This window comes from Microvirga aerophila, assembly GCF_003332305.1.
GTDB classification, from domain to species: Bacteria; Pseudomonadota; Alphaproteobacteria; order Rhizobiales; family Beijerinckiaceae; genus Microvirga; species Microvirga aerophila.
The window spans coordinates 59,805-75,544 of record NZ_QOIO01000004.1; the positions used below are offsets into that span (position 1 = coordinate 59,805).

Genomic DNA, 15,740 nt, shown 5'->3' on the forward strand with positions numbered 1-15,740 from the left:
GGGGGAACTGGGAACTCGAACGACGGCTTGGCCCCGTACCAGGCGCATCGTGGCGACACGGGAGGCTGGCTATGGCGAATCAAAGTTGAAGCGCCTCGTGACCCTGGTGTCGACGGCGCAGCTTTCCGCCAACGTAGTAAAAAAGCCGTTAAGGCAAGGGCAGTTAGCGAATTCGAGGACGTGCCCGAGCGTCACCCCTTCCTCTTCGTCGCTCCCCCAGAGGAGGCCTCGATTCCGCTGGGATGCACGTCTGTGTTGCAAAGCTCTTGCGGCGACGACAAAATAATGTTATATAATTTGATTACATTTGAATCGTCGGTTCCTGGGGAACCCGGTTCGGGAACAAAGGAATAGACGGGGCAGGGCTATGAATATCGACGCGACTGGAAAATACGCGGCCATCTCGGATAACGGCGCAATTGCCGACAACGCGAAGTCTTACACGATCGGTGACTTGGCTCGGGAATTCGGCGTGACCTTGAGAACCCTCCGTTTCTACGAGGACCGGGGTCTCTTGTCCCCCCGCCGCGAGGGAACCGCTCGTATCTACGACGCCCGCGACCGCGACCGCCTCTCCGTGATCCTGAAGGGCAAGCAGCTCGGCTTCACCCTGACCGAGATCCGCGCCATGCTGGCCGAAGACCGCGTAGCCGATGGGGTCGCCAACCTGACCCTCTCGCTTGATCAGATCGAAGACCAGATCACCCATCTGGAGCAACAAAAGACCGAGATCGAGCAGGCCCTGGCCGAGCTCAAGGCGCGCCGCGCCGGTCTGGCCGTAGCGGCCTAAGCACCAACTTTCTCCCGGACTGTTAGGGCTGCCCGACCGCTTCTGCGGCCGGCTACCCGTGTTGACGGGCTTGCATGTCCGCAGCAAAAGCGTCCCCATGAGGACGTATCTCGTCTATACGATGGCAGCCTTGGCCGAGATCGCCGGCTGCTTTTCGGCCTGGGCTTATTTTCGCCGAGGAGCCTCGGCCTTCTGGCTCGTACCTGGCACGGCTTCCCTCCTGCTTTTCACCTTTCTGCTGGCTCGGATCGAGAGCGCCGCAGGCAGGACCTTTGCGGCCTATGGCGGGGTCTACATCGCGGCTTCTCTTGTCTGGCTCTGGTCCGTCGAGGGCATTCGCCCTGACCGGTGGGACCTAATCGGCGCCGTCATCTGCCTTGCCGGGGCTAGCATTATTCTGCTGGGGCCTCGTCCTGCCTGAATTCCCTCGGATAACTCACAAAAACCCAACCGTAGCCGTTCCGCGGGAGATTTCGCGCCCTAGCTCTTCCCCAACGCGCCCCGATAGTTTATATGTGAACTATCTGCCGAACCGGTACCGTCGCTCGCAGCCGGTTGCTGGGTTTCCGATCTGGAGGAGGTTCCATGCCGGTCTACAAAGCCCCCGTCGAAGACGTGATGTTCCTTTTGAACGATGTCTTTCCCATCGAACGCCACAACAATCTTCCGGGCTTTGCCGATGCGACCCCCGACACCGTCGAGGCGATCCTGAGCGAGGGGGCAAAGCTCTGCGAGGAGGTTTTTGCGCCTCTCAATCTCCCGGGCGATCAAGAGGGCTGCAAGCGCCATCCGGACGGCTCCGTCACCACTCCCAAAGGTTTCAAGGAAGCCTATGAGGCCTTCGTGGCCGGCGGCTGGATGGGCCTGTCGGCTCCCGAGGAGTTCGGAGGACAAGGACTTCCCACAACCCTCAACACGGTGATGCAGGAGTTCCTCTCCTCCGCCAACCTCGCGCTCGGAATGTATCCGGGGCTGACCCAGGGGGCCATTGCGGCTCTGGTCGTTCACGCGTCCCAGGACATCAAGGACATCTACCTGCCTAAGATGGTCGAGGGGGCATGGACCGGCACCATGAACCTGACCGAGCCCCATTGCGGCACGGATCTTGGCCTTCTCAAGACCAAGGCCGTTCCCAACGGCGACGGCTCCTATGCCATCAGCGGCACCAAGATCTTCATCTCGGCCGGCGAGCACGACATGGCCGAGAACATCGTCCATCTGGTTCTCGCACGCATCGAGGGCGCCCCCGCCGGCACCAAGGGCATTTCGCTCTTCGTGGTGCCGAAGTTCCTCGTCAAGGAGGATGGATCCCTTGGAGAAAGAAACGGCGTCTCCTGCGGCTCCATCGAGCACAAGATGGGCATCCACGGCAACGCCACCTGCGTGATGAACTATGATGGGGCGAAAGGCTGGCTGATCGGCCAGGAGAACCGCGGCCTCAACGCCATGTTCGTGATGATGAACGAAGCGCGTCTTGCCGTGGGCGTGCAGGGATTGGCGCAATCCGAGGTCGCCTATCAAAACGCCGTGGCCTACGCCAAGGACCGCCTTCAAGGCAGGGCGCTCACGGGGGCGAAGTTCCCGGACAAGCCGGCAGATCCGATCATCGTCCATCCCGACGTGCGCCGCACGCTCCTGTCCATCAAGGCTTTTAACGAGGCCGCCCGCGCCCTGGTCGTCTGGACCGCGCTCAAAAGCGACATCGCCCATCGCTCCTCGGATGAGGCGGAGCGGCAATCGGCGGATGACCACATGGGTCTCATGACGCCGGTGGTGAAAGGCGTGCTGACGGATCTCGGCTTCGACAACGCCGTGAAGGCGCAGCAGATGTTCGGCGGCCACGGCTACATCGAGGAATGGGGCATGTCGCAATTCGTGCGCGACGCCCGCATCACCCAGATCTATGAGGGAGCGAACGGCATCCAGGCCATGGATCTCGTGGGTCGCAAGCTCGGAAAAGATGGCGGGCGCGCCATCATGGGGTTCTTCAACGAGGTCGGTGCTTTCTGTCAGGAGAATGCAGGAGACGAGAACCTGAAGAGCTTCATTGCGCCGCTCCAGCAAGGGCTGGGCCATCTCCAGCAGGCCACCATGTGGTTCATGCAGAACGCCATGGCCAAGCCCGACAACGCCGGCGCAGGCGCGACGGACTTCATGCACCTCTTCGGCCTCGTGGCCATGGGCTACATGTGGGCCAAGATGGCCAAGGTCGCACATTCGAAGAAACAGCAGGGCAACGGCGTCGCCGAGAAGATGGACGCGAAGCTTCTGACCGGCCGCTTCTTCATGGAGCGCCTGATGCCGGAAACCGCGTCGCGCCTCGCCTGCATCTCGACCGGTGCGGACACGACAATGGCGATGCCTGTCGAAGCCTTTTGACGATAGCGTCATCCCGGCCGAAGCGTCAGCGAAAGAGCCGGGATCGCCTGACGAGTGAAGCGTTCTCTTTTCGATAACGATCCCGGGTTCTGCTCCGCAGACCCGGGATGAAACATGATAGTTTGGGAGGCTTTCATGCCTGACGCCTACATCTACGACGCCGTTCGCACACCGCGCGGACGTGGCAAGCCGGATGGCTCGCTGCACGAGGTGCCGGCGGTCGATCTCGCGGTCACGACATTGGACGCGGTCCGCAAGCGCAACGATCTCGACCCGATGCTGGTCGAGGACGTGGTGCTCGGCTGCGTCGATCCGGTCGGCGAGGCGGGCGGCGACATCGCGCGCGCGGCTGCCCTCAAGGCAGGGTTCGGCAAGGAAGTTCCGGGCGTACAGATCAACCGCTTCTGCGCCTCCGGGCTTGACGCGGTCAACCTTGCGGCCGCGCAGGTCATGTCCGGCATGAAGGATCTGACGATCGGTGGCGGCGTCGAATCCATGAGCCGCATCGGCATGGGCGCGTCAGGTGGCGCATGGCCAGTCGATCCGGGCATAGCCATTGCCAATTATTTCCTGCCCCAGGGCATTTCGGCGGATCTCATCGCCACCAAGTACGGTTTTTCCCGCGACGATGTGGATGCTTACGCGGTCGAGTCCCAGAAGCGCGCCGCCAAGGCTTGGGACGACGGCCGCTTCAAGAACTCCGTCGTGCCCGTCAAGGATATCAATGGTCTTACCATCCTGGCCAAGGACGAGCATATGCGGCCCGGAACCGACATGCAGTCCCTGGGCCAGCTCAAGGCCGCTTTCGTGCAGATGGGCGAGATGGGCGGGTTCGACGCGGTAGCGATCGCGGCCCATCCCGACGTGGAATATGTCAATCACGTCCATCACGCAGGCAATTCCTCCGGCATCGTGGATGGCGCTTCCGCCGTGCTTCTCGGCTCCAAGGAGGGCGGCGAAAAGGCCGGTCTGAAGCCGCGGGCGCGCATCAAGGGTTTCGCATCCATCGGCTCCGACCTCGCCCTCATGCTCACGGGGCCTATCGATGTGTCCGAGCTCGCCCTTAGAAAGGCTGGCATGACCAAGGACGACATCGACCTGTTCGAGATCAACGAAGCCTTTTCGGCCGTCGTGCTGCGCTACATCCAGGCGCTCGATCTCGATCCCGCGAAGGTAAACGTGAATGGCGGCGCCATCGCCATGGGCCATCCACTCGGGGCCACCGGCGCCATGATCTTGGGCACGGTGCTGGACGAACTGGAGCGCAGCGGAAAACAGACGGCCCTGATCACGCTTTGCGTCGCGGCCGGCATGGGCACAGCAGCGATCATCGAGCGGGTTTGAGGCGATCGTTATCCCGGGGCCGCGCAGCGGAACCCGGGATCGTAAAACCAGAAATCGGACAACGATCCCGACTCTTCGCTGCGTGACAGTCGGGATGACGGGAACCCCTCCGGGAGGACACCATGACCACTTTCACCAATTTCCGCTTCGACGTCGATGGGGACGGCATCGCGCTCGCAACCTGGGACACGCCCGATCGGTCCATGAACGTTATCACTCCCGAGGTGATGGAGGAGCTCGCCCATCTTGTCGACACGGTCGCGGTGGATGAGGCGATCAAGGGATGCGTCATCACTTCGGGCAAGGATGCCTTCTCGGGGGGCGCCGACCTCACCATGCTCCAGGGACTGAGCGCGCAATACGCGAAGCTCGCGAAGGAGAAGGGCGAGGAGGAGGCCATGAGCTTCTTCTACGAGGAATCGCGCAAGCTATCGTTGCTCTATCGCCGCCTGGAGACCTGCGGCAAGCCATTTGCCGCAGCGGTGCACGGAGTGTGCCTCGGTGGCGCGTTCGAACTCGCGCTCGCGTGTCATTTCCGTGTTCTGTCGGACGCCGATGCAACGCGCGTCGGCCTGCCGGAGATCAAGGTGGGCCTCTTCCCCGGAGCCGGCGGCACGCAGCGCGTCGCGCGCCTCATGCAGACCGGGGATGCCCTTCAGATGCTGTTCAAGGGCGAGCAGATCCGCTCGCTCATGGCGCGCAACATGGGCCTTGCCCATGCGGTCGCACCCCGCGACCAGATCGTGCAGGCCGCGAAGGACTGGATCAAGCAGGGCGGATCGGCCGTCGCATCCTGGGACCAGAAGGGCTTCAAGCTCCCGTCCAACAAGGTCTACTCGGCCGCCGGCATGCAAATCTGGCCTGCCGCGAACGCCATCTACCGCCGGGAGACGCAGGATAACTACCCGGCGGCCTATGCCATCCTGGAGGCCGTCTATCAGGGCCTGCAGCTTCCCATGGACCTCGCCCTTAAGGTGGAGTCGCGCTGGTTCGCCAAGATCCTGCGCTCGAAGGAAGCAGCGGCCATGATCCGCACGCTGTTCATTTCCATGCAGGAGCTGAACAAGGGCGCGCGCCGTCCCAAGGATGTGCCGCAGACTAAGCTCAAGAAGGTTGGCGTCGTTGGCGCAGGCTTCATGGGCGCGAGCGTCGCCTACGTGACGGCCAATGCCGGGTTTGAGGTGGTGCTCGTCGACCGGGACGTGGAGGCGGCCGAGAAGGGCAAGGCGCATTCCCACAAGCTGATGTCGGACCAGATCATGAAGGGCCGCGCCAAGACGGCGGACCGCGATGAGCTGCTCGCCCGCATCACCGCATCGGCGGATTACGCGGATCTCTACGATTGCGATCTCGTCATCGAAGCCGTCTTCGAGGACCCCAAGGTGAAGGCCGAGGTGGTTCAGAAGGTGGAGGCTGTAATCCGTCTGGACTGCATCTTCGCGTCGAACACCTCGACCCTGCCGATCTCCGGCCTTGCGAAGAACTCGAAGAATCCGGTCCAGTTCATAGGCATCCATTTCTTCTCACCGGTCGAGAAGATGATGCTGGTGGAAGTCATCATGGGCAAGGAGACCGGCGACAAGGCCCTCGCGACCGCGCTCGACTATGTCCGCGCCATCAAGAAGACGCCGATCGTCGTCAATGATTCCCGTGGCTTTTTCGCCAATCGCTGTGTCCTCGCCTACATCCTCGAGGGACATCTTATGTTCGTTGAAGGTGTGCCGCCTGCGATGATCGAGAATGCCGGCAAGCAGGCTGGGATGCCCGTTGGACCGCTCTCCCTCAACGACGAGGTCGGCGTGGATCTCGGCCTCAAGATCCTCAAGGCCACGAAGGCGCAGCTCGGGGACGCCGCCATCGTGCCTGAGCAGGAGCAGCTTCTTGCCCGTCTGGTCGAGCAGGAAGGTCGTCAGGGCCGCAAGAACCGCAAGGGCTTCTATGATTATCCGGAAGCCGGGCCGAAGCGCCTGTGGCCCGGACTGACCGCGCTCCAGCCCAAGCACCTGGAAGCAGAGTTTCTGGACATGCAGGAGTTGAAGCGCCGACTCCTCGTGACGCAGGCCCTGGAGGCGGCGCGCACCGTGGAGGAAGGTGTCATCACGGATCCCCGCGAGGCGGATGTGGGCTCGATCCTCGGCTTCGGTTTCGCGCCGTTTACCGGAGGGGCGCTTTCTTACATCGACTTCATGGGCGCCAAAAACTTCGTGGCGCTGTGCAAGGAATTGCAGGCCAAGCACGGCGACCGCTTCGCACCCCCGCGTATTCTTCACGAGATGGCGGCGTCCGGCGAAACCTTCTATGGACGCGCCAAGGACAAGAAGGCCGCTTGAGTTATGCTATTGTCGTTCCGGGCCGCCTGGTAGGTCGTCCTGGAACGACAGAGGACCAACATGAAACCTCACTTCATGATGCTGGCGGGCTACAATGCCTGGTGCAACCGGCGTCTGTATGATGCCGCGGCGCGGCTCCCCGAGGCGGATTACCATGCGGATCGGGGCGCCTTCTTCAAATCGGTTCATGGCACATTGAACCATCTCCTCGCGACCGATCGCATCTGGTTGAGGCGCTTCACGGGAGAAGGTGAGGCGCCGAACCGGCTCGACGCTATCCTGTTCGAGACACTCGCCGACCTTCGGCGCGCGCGAGAGGGGGAGGATGCGCGTATCGTCGATTATGTTGAAGGATTGTCCGCCATCGATCTGGTTGGACACATCCGCTATCAGACGATTTCCAATCCTGTGACCATCGAGCAACCATTGGCGTCTACGCTCATCCATTTCTTCAATCACCAAACCCATCATCGCGGTCAGGCGCATTGTCTTCTGACCGGCTTAGGCCTTGAGGCCCCGTCCTTCGACCTCATCCTGTTTCAGCGGGAAACCGGAATGGGCATGGCGTGAACGCCCGTAAGGAATTGCTGGCCATTCCGTAGGCGGCGGGCATGAAGCGACAAGGTCCACGCCCCGGGAATGCGGGGTTACTCCAACAAATCTCGATAGAGGTATTTGACGATTGGCGCCCTTCGGCGCACGATTCAAGCGGCTGTTGAGTCAGTTCTGGAAAGCAGATGTTCTCAGAAAATCTGCACTCCCAATAACTGGAGGACGTCATGAAGCCGCCGGGTCGAGGTTTCGCCGCTAGCTCCAGAGAGTTCGTCTGGCCATCAGCATAGCTATACTTTCAATCGAAGCATTGCACACGTGACAGCTCCGGGCCCCGCGACTGATCCGGCATGGATCGAATTCGTGCGGCGGCGGCCCCGGAGCGTCAGGTTCACTCAGGAGATTTAAATGGCGACTCGGTCCGGTACGTCTGGTGAAGACACGATTTCTGGCGGTCCTGGAGCCGATCAACTCTACGGCCGCGCCGGAAACGATCGTCTGTCGGGTTTCGAAGGGCGCGATTTTTTGTGGGGCGGCAGCGGGAATGACAACCTGTCGGGCGGCCTAGAGCATCGGACGATTTGTCGGACCCGCTCCGTTCCTACCCCTGCCTAGCGGAGAAAGGTGGAGCGTCGTGGATCCGCTTTTTCGTCCGATGCTCTAGGCAATGATTGGCTGTTCGGCGGCAACGGCAACGATTTTCTTCTCGGCGAGGAGGGCAATAACGTGCTCTGGGGCGGGCGCGGCGACGATCGGCTCGTCTCTTCACGGGAGGGCCTTGGCGACGACACCCTGATCGGGGGCTCCGGCAAGGATACGTTCATCGTCGACCTGGAATTCGGCGCTCAGGGGAATGACGTGGTCCCCGATTTCCGCCGCGGGCACGACCAGATCAACATTCAATCCTTGGGGGAGGGGGAGCCGGGCATGCTCGATTCGTTTGCCGATCTGGATACCAATCACGATGGCAGGCTCGATCGGCGCGATGATACAGTGACGGTGGGGCGTGGAGGCTTCACGATTGATTTTACCAGCTTTACGCCCAATGGAGGGACGCTCACCCTCAAGGGGATCAAGGCTCTGTACGATTCAGATTTCTTTATTACCTGACGGCCTTTGGCGCCTGCCCATCTCAAAGCGTGTGTCAGTCGTGCGATAGCCTGGGGCCCTAGGGTTTCAGGCTATCGCGCTCTCAGACCGGGGTGCTGAAAGGAACGGCTTGATCATTCCGGACGACGCGGTACCTTCCTGTCCCCTGTTCAACCGCGAAATCGATCCATGCCCCGCGTCATCGACTACTATTTCTCCCTCGTCAGCCCTTGGGCCTATATCGGCCATGCGTCATTCATGGACATCGCGCGGCGGCATGGGGCCGAGGTGAACTACAAGCCGGTCTTCCTCGGCCGCGTCTTTTCCGAAACCGGCGGACTGCCGCTCGCCCAGCGCCACCCGGTGCGGCAGCGCTATCGGATGGTCGAACTGCAGCGTTGGCGCGAAAAGCGCGGATTGTCCTTCAACCTCCAGCCGAAATACTGGCCGTTCGACGTGAATCTCGCGGACCGGTTCGTCATCTCGGTTGCGGCATCCGGAAAGGACCCGGATCCGTTCCTGCGTCGCGCCTATGCGGCCGTCTGGGAGGAGGAGCGTGACCTAGGCAACCCTGTCGTTCTGACCGAGCTGGCCGAGCAGGCCGGCCTCGATTCCACGTCCCTGATGGACATCGCCGTCGGCAGCACCACCGAGGCGATCTATGCGCTCAATCTGGAAAATGCGATCGCGGGCGGCGTCTTCGGCTCGCCTGCCTATGTGCTCGACGGCGAGGTGTTCTGGGGCCAGGATCGCCTCGAGCTCCTCGACGATGCCTTAACGGCTGGCCGCAAGCCATACAGGCCGGACGTCTGAGACACAGCGGCATTCATGCCGCGATTAGGTCGGTTGGCTTTCTGATGGTTCTTAGGATTTGAGCGGGGCTTCATGCGCCAGCAGGCAACGATTGGTCTCATCGGCGGCATGAGCTGGGAGAGCTCGGCCGAATACTATCGCATCATCAACAGAGAGATGCAGAAGCGGCTTGGCGGGGTGCACTCCGCCCGCAGCTTGATGTGGTCCGTCGATTTCGGCGAAGTCGAACGGCTTCAGCATGAGGGGGAGTGGGACAGGCTCACTGATGCCATGAAGGATGCGGCGATCCGGCTGGAGCGGGGCGGCGCGGACTTCATCGTCCTTTGCACCAACACGATGCACCGGATGGCTGATGCAATCACGTCGGCGGCAGGCATTCCGCTGCTCCACATCGCCGATCCGACGGCCGAGCGGATCAAGGCGGCAGGTTTGGAGCGTGTCGGCCTCATCGGCACGGCATTCACGATGGAGCAGGATTTTTATAAGGGCCGGCTGCAGGAGCAATACGGCCTCGACGTCATTGTACCCGAAGCCGATGACCGGCAGGTCGTGCACGACGTCATCTACAAGGAACTTGTGGTGGGGCAGGTTCTCGAAGCATCGAGGATGGCGTACCGGGGTATCATCGCTCGCCTGGTCGAAAGAGGCGCGCAGGCTGTCATCCTTGGATGCACCGAGATCATGCTCCTGGTCTCGGACGAGGACAGCTCTGTGCCGCTTTACGATACCACCTCCATCCACGCCCTCGCGGCCGTCAATCGCGCCCTCGGCGGATGATTTCCTAGACCAGCGGAGCCCTTCAGCCGCTCCTCATTCGGCCGCTGCGCGCATCGCCCGCCATTGGGTCAGGAGCGCGCGGAGCGCCGCTGGTTTCACGGGCTTGTTGAGAACATGGACATGCATGGCCGCGGCGGCCTCACGCACGGTGGGCGTGCGGTCTGCGGTGGCGAGAATGGCCGGCGTATTGACCTGTGTCTTCCAGCGCAGGGCCTTGATGACATCGAGACCATCGCCGTCGTCGAGGTGGTAATCAGCGACGATGACGTCCGGCCCAACTTTGTGGGTCTTGAGAATCCCCTGCGCCGCATCCAGGTCCGCCGCCGTCCACACCTCGCAGCCCCAATTGGCGAGAAGAAGCCGCATGCCTTCGAGAATGGCCGGCTCGTTGTCGATGACCAGCACGCGCAATCCGGAAAGGGGCGTCATTAGAGGGCGCGGCGCTTCGGGGGCCGCCGCCGTGGCCGGAAGCGCCGCGACGACCGGCACTTCGACGCGAAAAAGGGATCCGCGCCCTGCCTCGGACTTCAGGACCACGGGATGGCCCAGGACCCGTCCGATGCGCTCCACGATGGAAAGACCAAGGCCAAGGCCGCGGGCTGCCTTCGCCCCTTGATCGAGGCGCTGGAATTCACGGAACACGATGCGCTGCTTCGACGGGGGAATGCCCAAGCCCGTATCCAGCACATCCAGCGTCAGGTGGGTTCCTTTCCGGCGCGCTCCCACGAGCACACGTCCGGACGGGGTGTACTTGATTGCGTTAGAAATGAGGTTCTGGAGCAGACGCCGCAGCAGACGGCGGTCGGAGCGAACCGTCAGCGAGGAGGGCACGAAGGTGAGCTTGAGCCCCTTGTTCCGAGCCACCGGATCGAACTCGCGCTGCAGCTGACGAAACAGCTCATCGATGCGGAAACTCGACCATTGCGGCCTCATGGCGCCGGTATCGAGGCGCGAGATGTCGAGGAGCGCCGTCAGAATTTCCTCAACTGCATCGAGCGAGGCGTCGATGTTCTCGGCCAGGGTCGCGTCACCGGCCTCCCGGTCGCGCTCCACTAGAGAGGTCGCGTAGAGACGCGCGGCGTTCAGGGGCTGGAGGATGTCATGAGAGGCGGCCGCGAGGAAGCGCGTCTTGGAGATATTCGCCTCGTCGGCCTCCGCCTTTGCGCTCGTGAGCGCTTCGTTCAGACGGGTCAGTTCCTCAGTGCGTTCGCGGACGCGCTGTTCCAGCGTCTCGTTCGCGCGGCGGCTCTCCTCCTCTGCCTGCACCGTGTCGGTGACGTCCGTATATGTAGTGACGATGCCGCCGTCGGGTAGCGGATTCGAGCGGATCTCGATCACCTTGCCGGACGGATGGAGCCTGAGACGCACCGGCTCCATGTCGTGCTGGAAGGAGTAGATTCGAGCTGCGATCAGATCCTCGAATTCGCCCGGCCCATAGGAGCCGCGTTCCGCGTTGAAGGCCACGATATTGTCCATGCCCACGCCGACGCGCACGAGGTTCGGAGGCAGATCGTAGAGATCGACGAATGCCTGGTTCCAGGCGAGCAGCCTCAGGTCCCGGTCGAGCACCGTGATGCCCTGTCGGGCGTAGTTGATCGCATGCTGGAGCAGATCGCGGCTTTGCTGGATGGCTGCCGAGGCATCGTCGAGCAGCTTGAGGGCCGCCTTGGTGGAGACGGTGCGCCGCCGCAGGAGGAGTGAGAGAGCTAGGCGCGAGGAGGCGGTGCCGATCGCGGAGGCCAGGAGGTGCTCGGCATAGCGCAGAAGATGGATGTCAGCCTCGGCGCGGGACTCGAGCGACTGACCGCGGCTATGGGCAAAGCCCTCGAAGGATCGCGTCGTCCGCTCCTCGCCGAGATAGCGCGCCACAGCGGCGCGCAACTCGTCCACCGTGACGCTTGCGCGAAACAGGCGAAAGCTCGGAGCCGTCGAGACGCTGGGTTCACCCACGAAAACATTGGCCTGTAGCTGCTCAAGCGCCGTCGCGGGTCGCCAGAGGGAGAAGCCGATATAAGTCAGGATGTTGAGCGTCAGGCTCCAGACGACCCCGTGGGTTAGTTGTGGCAGGTCGACGCCGAACAGGGCCGTTGGTTTGAGGGCTGTCAGCCCGAAAGGTCCCGTGACCACCAGATCGGACCAGAAGACGCCGTCCCAGATCAGGCTGGGCAGAAGCAGCGTGTAGGCCCAAGTGGCGAAGCCCACCAGGAGGCCGACGCTTGCGCCGAGCGCCGTGCCCCGCGACCAGATGAGGCCGCCGAGGAAGGCAGGTGCGACCTGCGCAATCGCCGCAAAAGACAGAAGGCCGATGGCCGCAAGCGCTGCCTCTCCGGACGCCCGGTAATAGACATAGGCCAGAAGGATCACCACGACGATCGACACCCGGCGGACGCCCAGCACGAACCCGCCGAGCTCCATGCCTGCAAATGCCCGCCGCCGCAGGACGATGGGCATGACCAGATGGTTCGAGATCATAATCGCCACGGCGACCGAGTCGATGATGACCATAGCGGTCGCGGCCGAGAAGCCGCCCAGGAACGTGATGACCGCGAGCACACCCGCGTTATCGAAGAGCGGCAGCGCCAGCACCGTCATGTCCCGGTCGACGGCGCCCTCCGGGAAAACGGCTAGGCCCGCAAGCGCGATGGGAATGACGAAGATGTTGATGAGAATGAGATACAGCGGAAACAGCCATGCGGCCCGCTTCACGTCGTCGATGGACCGGTTCTCCACTACGGTCATGTGAAACTGGCGCGGCAGGAGCAGAGCGGCGCAGCTCGAAAGCAGAATAAGCGTGATGTAGCTGCCGAACCCGGATGTACGCTCGACCAGGCTGGTGCTGATCCCTTGCTGGTTCAGCTGCTCGACAATAGCCCCATAGCCGTCGAACATGATGAAGGTCACGTAGAACCCGACCATCAGGAAAGCCACGAGCTTCACGATCGATTCAACCGAGATCGCCATGATCAGGCCGTCCTGGTGCTCGGTTGCGTCCGTGTGGCGTGTGCCGAACGCCACGGCAAAGCCCGCGAGCACGAGGGCGACGATGAACGCCAGATCGCCGAACACCGAGACCTGCAGCGGAACGCTTGCATTGGCTGCGGTCAGGAAAACATTGAGGGATGACGAGACCGCCTTCAACTGAAGCGCGATGTACGGAATGGAGCCGATGAGCGCGATCGCGCTCACGATGGCCGCGACGCGTTCGCTCTTGCCGTAGCGGGCGGCCACGAAGTCGGCGATCGACGAGATGTTCTGCGTCTTGGCCACCCGCACCACACGGGCGATGAGCGCATGTCCCAATCCGATGACGAGGATCGGTCCGATATAGATGGTCAGGAAGTCGAATCCGGATCGGCTGGCGAGCCCCACCGATCCATAAAAGGTCCAGGACGTGCAATAGACCGCGAGCGACAGGGCCGCGACGGTGGAGCGCGCCGGCCCGAGAATGAAACGCCGCCCCGAATGGTCCCCCCAATGGGCGACCATGAAGAGGAAGCAGAGATAGACCAGGGCCGATAGGATAACCACCCAACTGGCGACCATATGCGCATCCTCATGGAAAAACCGGGACAGATTTACATGTTCGACGGGACGAACGCCACCTTGAGGTGAGCCGCCTGACCCGAGGCCGCTAGAGCCCGCGATCCCATCCTGGCTCAGGCGCAAACCGCCGGGCCAGAAACTCCACGAAGGCGCGAACCTTCGCAGGCGCCTGCCGGCCCGAAGGTAGCACCGCATGTACGCCGAACTCCGGAACCGGATGTTCCGCCAGCACGCGCACGAGGCTGCCGTCGCGAAGGCAGTCCCCGACCAGGAACGTCGGCTGGTAGATGATGCCTTGGCCGGCCACGGCCGCCGCCAGGAGGGCATCGCCGTTGTTGGCCCGGAGCTTGCCGCTGACCGGAACCGCAGTTTCACCCTCGTGGCCGAAGAGCCAACGGGTGGCGCTCAAGGTGCTGGGCAGGGTATAGCCAAGACAATTGTGCCGGCCGAGATCCTCCGGCGTTGCCGGTACTCCATAAGCCTCGAGGTAGGAGGGGGCCGCACAGACCACGATGCGGCACGGCGCAAGCTTTCGGGTCACAAGGCTCGAATCCTTGAGGCGCCCGATCCGGATCGCCAGATCCCATCCTTCCTCGATCAGGTCCACGTAACGGTCGGCGAGCCCAAGATCGACCGTCAGAGCTGGATGGAGGCGGCCGAACTCGGCCAGCGCCGGCGCAATTTCGCGAAAACCGAAGGTGAGGGGCACGTTGAGGCGCAGGGTTCCGCGCGGCTCGATGCGGTCGAGGCTGGAGGAGGCCTCGGCCTCCTCGATCTCGACCAGGATGCGTTCGCAGGCCGCGAGATAGTTGCGCCCGCCTTCGGTGAGAACAAGCCTTCGGGTCGAGCGGTGCAGCAGCTTGACGCCCAGTCTGCCCTCGAGGGCCGCAATGTGCTTCGTCACCATGGTCTGCGAGAGACCCAACGACCGCGCCGCAGCCGAGAAGCTGCCGAGCCCTGCGACACGGACGAAAACCTGCATGCTGGTAATGCGGTCGAGCACCGGGACGCCTCACTCTGTGGGTGTGAGTTCATATTCCATTCTGCTCGTTATCACATCGCCAGTATGAGGTCATATGGGAAGCACCGACATTCAGGAGATCGCCATGATCGACACTCGCACCGCTCCCTATGCCGCCCTGATCCTTCGCATCACGCTGGGCATTCTTTTCCTCGCCCATGCAGGCCTGAAGATCTTTGTTTTCACTCCTGCCGGCGCGGCCCAGTTCTTCGGCAGCCTCGGCCTGCCTCCGTCCTTCGCTTATCTGACCATCCTAGCGGAGGTCGTTGGCGGCTTCGCCCTGATCCTCGGATTCTATGCCCGCTGGGCCGCCCTGGCCTTGGTGCCGATCCTTCTCGGCGCGATCGTCACCGTTCACGGCCCCGCAGGCTTCTTCTTCAACAATCCGAACGGCGGCTGGGAATACCTGGCGCTCTGGATCGTCGCGCTCCTGGCTCAGGCTCTCATCGGGGACGGCCCTTATGCCCTGCGGGGAGGATCCGCCAAGACCCCTCGCACGTTTTCTCCCCAGTCAGCCTGAGGGAAAAGCTCATGACTTTACCCACCGCACCATTGGAGGCTGCCGAGGCTCTGGCGGCCCGCCCCATCGACCCCGGTGTTCGGATCGGACATGTGCACCTCAAGGTGGCCGATCTCGACCGGGCGCTGGCCTTTTATTGCGGCGTCCTCGGCTTCGAGCTGATGCAGCGCTATGGCGCCCAGGCGGCGTTTATCTCGGCCGGTGGCTACCACCACCATATCGGCCTGAACACCTGGGAGAGCCAGGGCGGCTCGCCGCCGCCTCCCGGCACCACCGGGCTCTACCATGTGGCCATTCTCTATCCGACGCGGGCGGCCCTTGCGGATGCTCTCGTTCGTCTGGCCGAGGCAGGCATCCCGCTCGACGGCGCGAGCGATCACGGGGTGAGCGAGGCGCTCTATCTCAGGGATCCTGACGGCAACGGCGTCGAACTCTACTGGGACCGGCCTCACGACCAATGGCCCAAAACCCCTGACGGGCAGTTGAAGATGTTCACCCAGCGCCTGGACATTCAGGGTCTGCTCGCCAGCCGCGAAGCTTGACGGGACGCTAAGGCCGCCCGGTCGCCCGATCCATCACGGG

At 62.6% G+C, this 15,740-nt stretch carries 14 protein-coding genes; 12 read left to right on the forward strand and 2 right to left on the reverse strand.

Translation table 11 applies throughout. The annotated features are described in order from the left end of the window. Positions 1-367 precede the first annotated feature (367 nt). The 10 genes from DRB19_RS03735 (at position 368) to DRB19_RS03780 (ending at position 10,074) form a co-directional block, all read left to right on the forward strand. Positions 368-790, forward strand: a complete 423-nt coding sequence (locus tag DRB19_RS03735; RefSeq protein WP_114184697.1) for a MerR family transcriptional regulator — start codon at positions 368-370, stop codon at positions 788-790. Between the two features lie 97 nt (positions 791-887). After that, positions 888-1,211 (forward strand): YnfA family protein, encoded by a 324-nt coding sequence (locus DRB19_RS03740; protein ID WP_114184698.1) that lies wholly within the window; start codon positions 888-890, stop codon positions 1,209-1,211. Positions 1,212-1,375: 164 nt separating this feature from the next. After that, positions 1,376-3,169, forward strand: coding sequence for an acyl-CoA dehydrogenase C-terminal domain-containing protein (locus tag DRB19_RS03745; RefSeq protein WP_114184699.1), 1,794 nt, complete (start codon positions 1,376-1,378; stop codon positions 3,167-3,169). Between the two features lie 135 nt (positions 3,170-3,304). Next, positions 3,305-4,513, forward strand: coding sequence for an acetyl-CoA C-acetyltransferase (locus DRB19_RS03750; RefSeq protein WP_114184700.1), 1,209 nt, complete (start codon positions 3,305-3,307; stop codon positions 4,511-4,513). A 122-nt stretch (positions 4,514-4,635) separates the two neighbouring features. Continuing rightward, positions 4,636-6,843 (forward strand): FAD-dependent oxidoreductase, encoded by a 2,208-nt coding sequence (locus DRB19_RS03755; protein ID WP_114184701.1) that lies wholly within the window; start codon positions 4,636-4,638, stop codon positions 6,841-6,843. Between the two features lie 60 nt (positions 6,844-6,903). After that, positions 6,904-7,413, forward strand: a complete 510-nt coding sequence (locus DRB19_RS03760; RefSeq protein WP_114184702.1) for a DinB family protein — start codon at positions 6,904-6,906, stop codon at positions 7,411-7,413. Positions 7,414-7,803: 390 nt separating this feature from the next. Beyond that, the gene (locus tag DRB19_RS31810) at positions 7,804-8,010 is read left to right on the forward strand and encodes a hypothetical protein (protein WP_114184785.1); all 207 of its coding nucleotides are present in this window, start codon (positions 7,804-7,806) and stop codon (positions 8,008-8,010) included. A gap of 9 nt (positions 8,011-8,019) precedes the next feature. Next, positions 8,020-8,505, forward strand: coding sequence for a M10 family metallopeptidase C-terminal domain-containing protein (locus tag DRB19_RS03770; RefSeq protein WP_114184703.1), 486 nt, complete (start codon positions 8,020-8,022; stop codon positions 8,503-8,505). Positions 8,506-8,673: 168 nt separating this feature from the next. Continuing rightward, positions 8,674-9,297: a 2-hydroxychromene-2-carboxylate isomerase gene (locus DRB19_RS03775; protein ID WP_114184704.1), complete on the forward strand. Its 624-nt coding sequence runs from the start codon at positions 8,674-8,676 to the stop codon at positions 9,295-9,297. A gap of 72 nt (positions 9,298-9,369) precedes the next feature. Beyond that, the gene (locus DRB19_RS03780) at positions 9,370-10,074 is read left to right on the forward strand and encodes an aspartate/glutamate racemase family protein (protein WP_114184705.1); all 705 of its coding nucleotides are present in this window, start codon (positions 9,370-9,372) and stop codon (positions 10,072-10,074) included. A gap of 33 nt (positions 10,075-10,107) precedes the next feature. Here the strand turns inward: DRB19_RS03780 and DRB19_RS03785 are convergent, their stop codons facing one another. Together DRB19_RS03785 and DRB19_RS03790 are read right to left on the reverse strand one after the other, a co-directional pair. Further along, positions 10,108-13,617: a PAS domain-containing hybrid sensor histidine kinase/response regulator gene (locus tag DRB19_RS03785; RefSeq protein ID WP_114184706.1), complete on the reverse strand. Its 3,510-nt coding sequence runs from the start codon at positions 13,615-13,617 to the stop codon at positions 10,108-10,110. A gap of 88 nt (positions 13,618-13,705) precedes the next feature. Continuing rightward, positions 13,706-14,620 carry a LysR family transcriptional regulator gene (locus tag DRB19_RS03790; protein ID WP_114184707.1) on the reverse strand — a complete coding sequence of 305 codons (915 nt, stop codon included), beginning with the start codon at positions 14,618-14,620 and terminating at the stop codon, positions 13,706-13,708. Positions 14,621-14,723: 103 nt separating this feature from the next. Here DRB19_RS03790 and DRB19_RS03795 point away from each other — a divergent pair, with 103 nt between their 5' ends. Together DRB19_RS03795 and DRB19_RS03800 are read left to right on the forward strand one after the other, a co-directional pair. Next, a complete protein-coding gene (locus DRB19_RS03795; RefSeq protein WP_114184786.1) occupies positions 14,724-15,158 on the forward strand; it encodes a DoxX family protein in 435 nt (144 codons plus the stop codon). Positions 15,159-15,208: 50 nt separating this feature from the next. Continuing rightward, positions 15,209-15,700, forward strand: a complete 492-nt coding sequence (locus DRB19_RS03800) for a VOC family protein (RefSeq protein WP_373867363.1) — start codon at positions 15,209-15,211, stop codon at positions 15,698-15,700. The last annotated feature ends 40 nt before the right edge of the window (positions 15,701-15,740 follow it).

Coding starts and splice junctions, on each gene's coding strand:
- DRB19_RS03735 (WP_114184697.1), top strand. CDS start 368: ATGAATATCGACGCGACTGGAAAATACGCGGCCATCTCGGATAACGGC.
- DRB19_RS03740 (WP_114184698.1), top strand. CDS start 888: ATGAGGACGTATCTCGTCTATACGATGGCAGCCTTGGCCGAGATCGCC.
- DRB19_RS03745 (WP_114184699.1), top strand. CDS start 1,376: ATGCCGGTCTACAAAGCCCCCGTCGAAGACGTGATGTTCCTTTTGAAC.
- DRB19_RS03750 (WP_114184700.1), top strand. CDS start 3,305: ATGCCTGACGCCTACATCTACGACGCCGTTCGCACACCGCGCGGACGT.
- DRB19_RS03755 (WP_114184701.1), top strand. CDS start 4,636: ATGACCACTTTCACCAATTTCCGCTTCGACGTCGATGGGGACGGCATC.
- DRB19_RS03760 (WP_114184702.1), top strand. CDS start 6,904: ATGAAACCTCACTTCATGATGCTGGCGGGCTACAATGCCTGGTGCAAC.
- DRB19_RS31810 (WP_114184785.1), top strand. CDS start 7,804: ATGGCGACTCGGTCCGGTACGTCTGGTGAAGACACGATTTCTGGCGGT.
- DRB19_RS03775 (WP_114184704.1), top strand. CDS start 8,674: ATGCCCCGCGTCATCGACTACTATTTCTCCCTCGTCAGCCCTTGGGCC.
- DRB19_RS03780 (WP_114184705.1), top strand. CDS start 9,370: ATGCGCCAGCAGGCAACGATTGGTCTCATCGGCGGCATGAGCTGGGAG.
- DRB19_RS03785 (WP_114184706.1), bottom strand. CDS start 13,617: ATGGTCGCCAGTTGGGTGGTTATCCTATCGGCCCTGGTCTATCTCTGC.
- DRB19_RS03795 (WP_114184786.1), top strand. CDS start 14,724: ATGATCGACACTCGCACCGCTCCCTATGCCGCCCTGATCCTTCGCATC.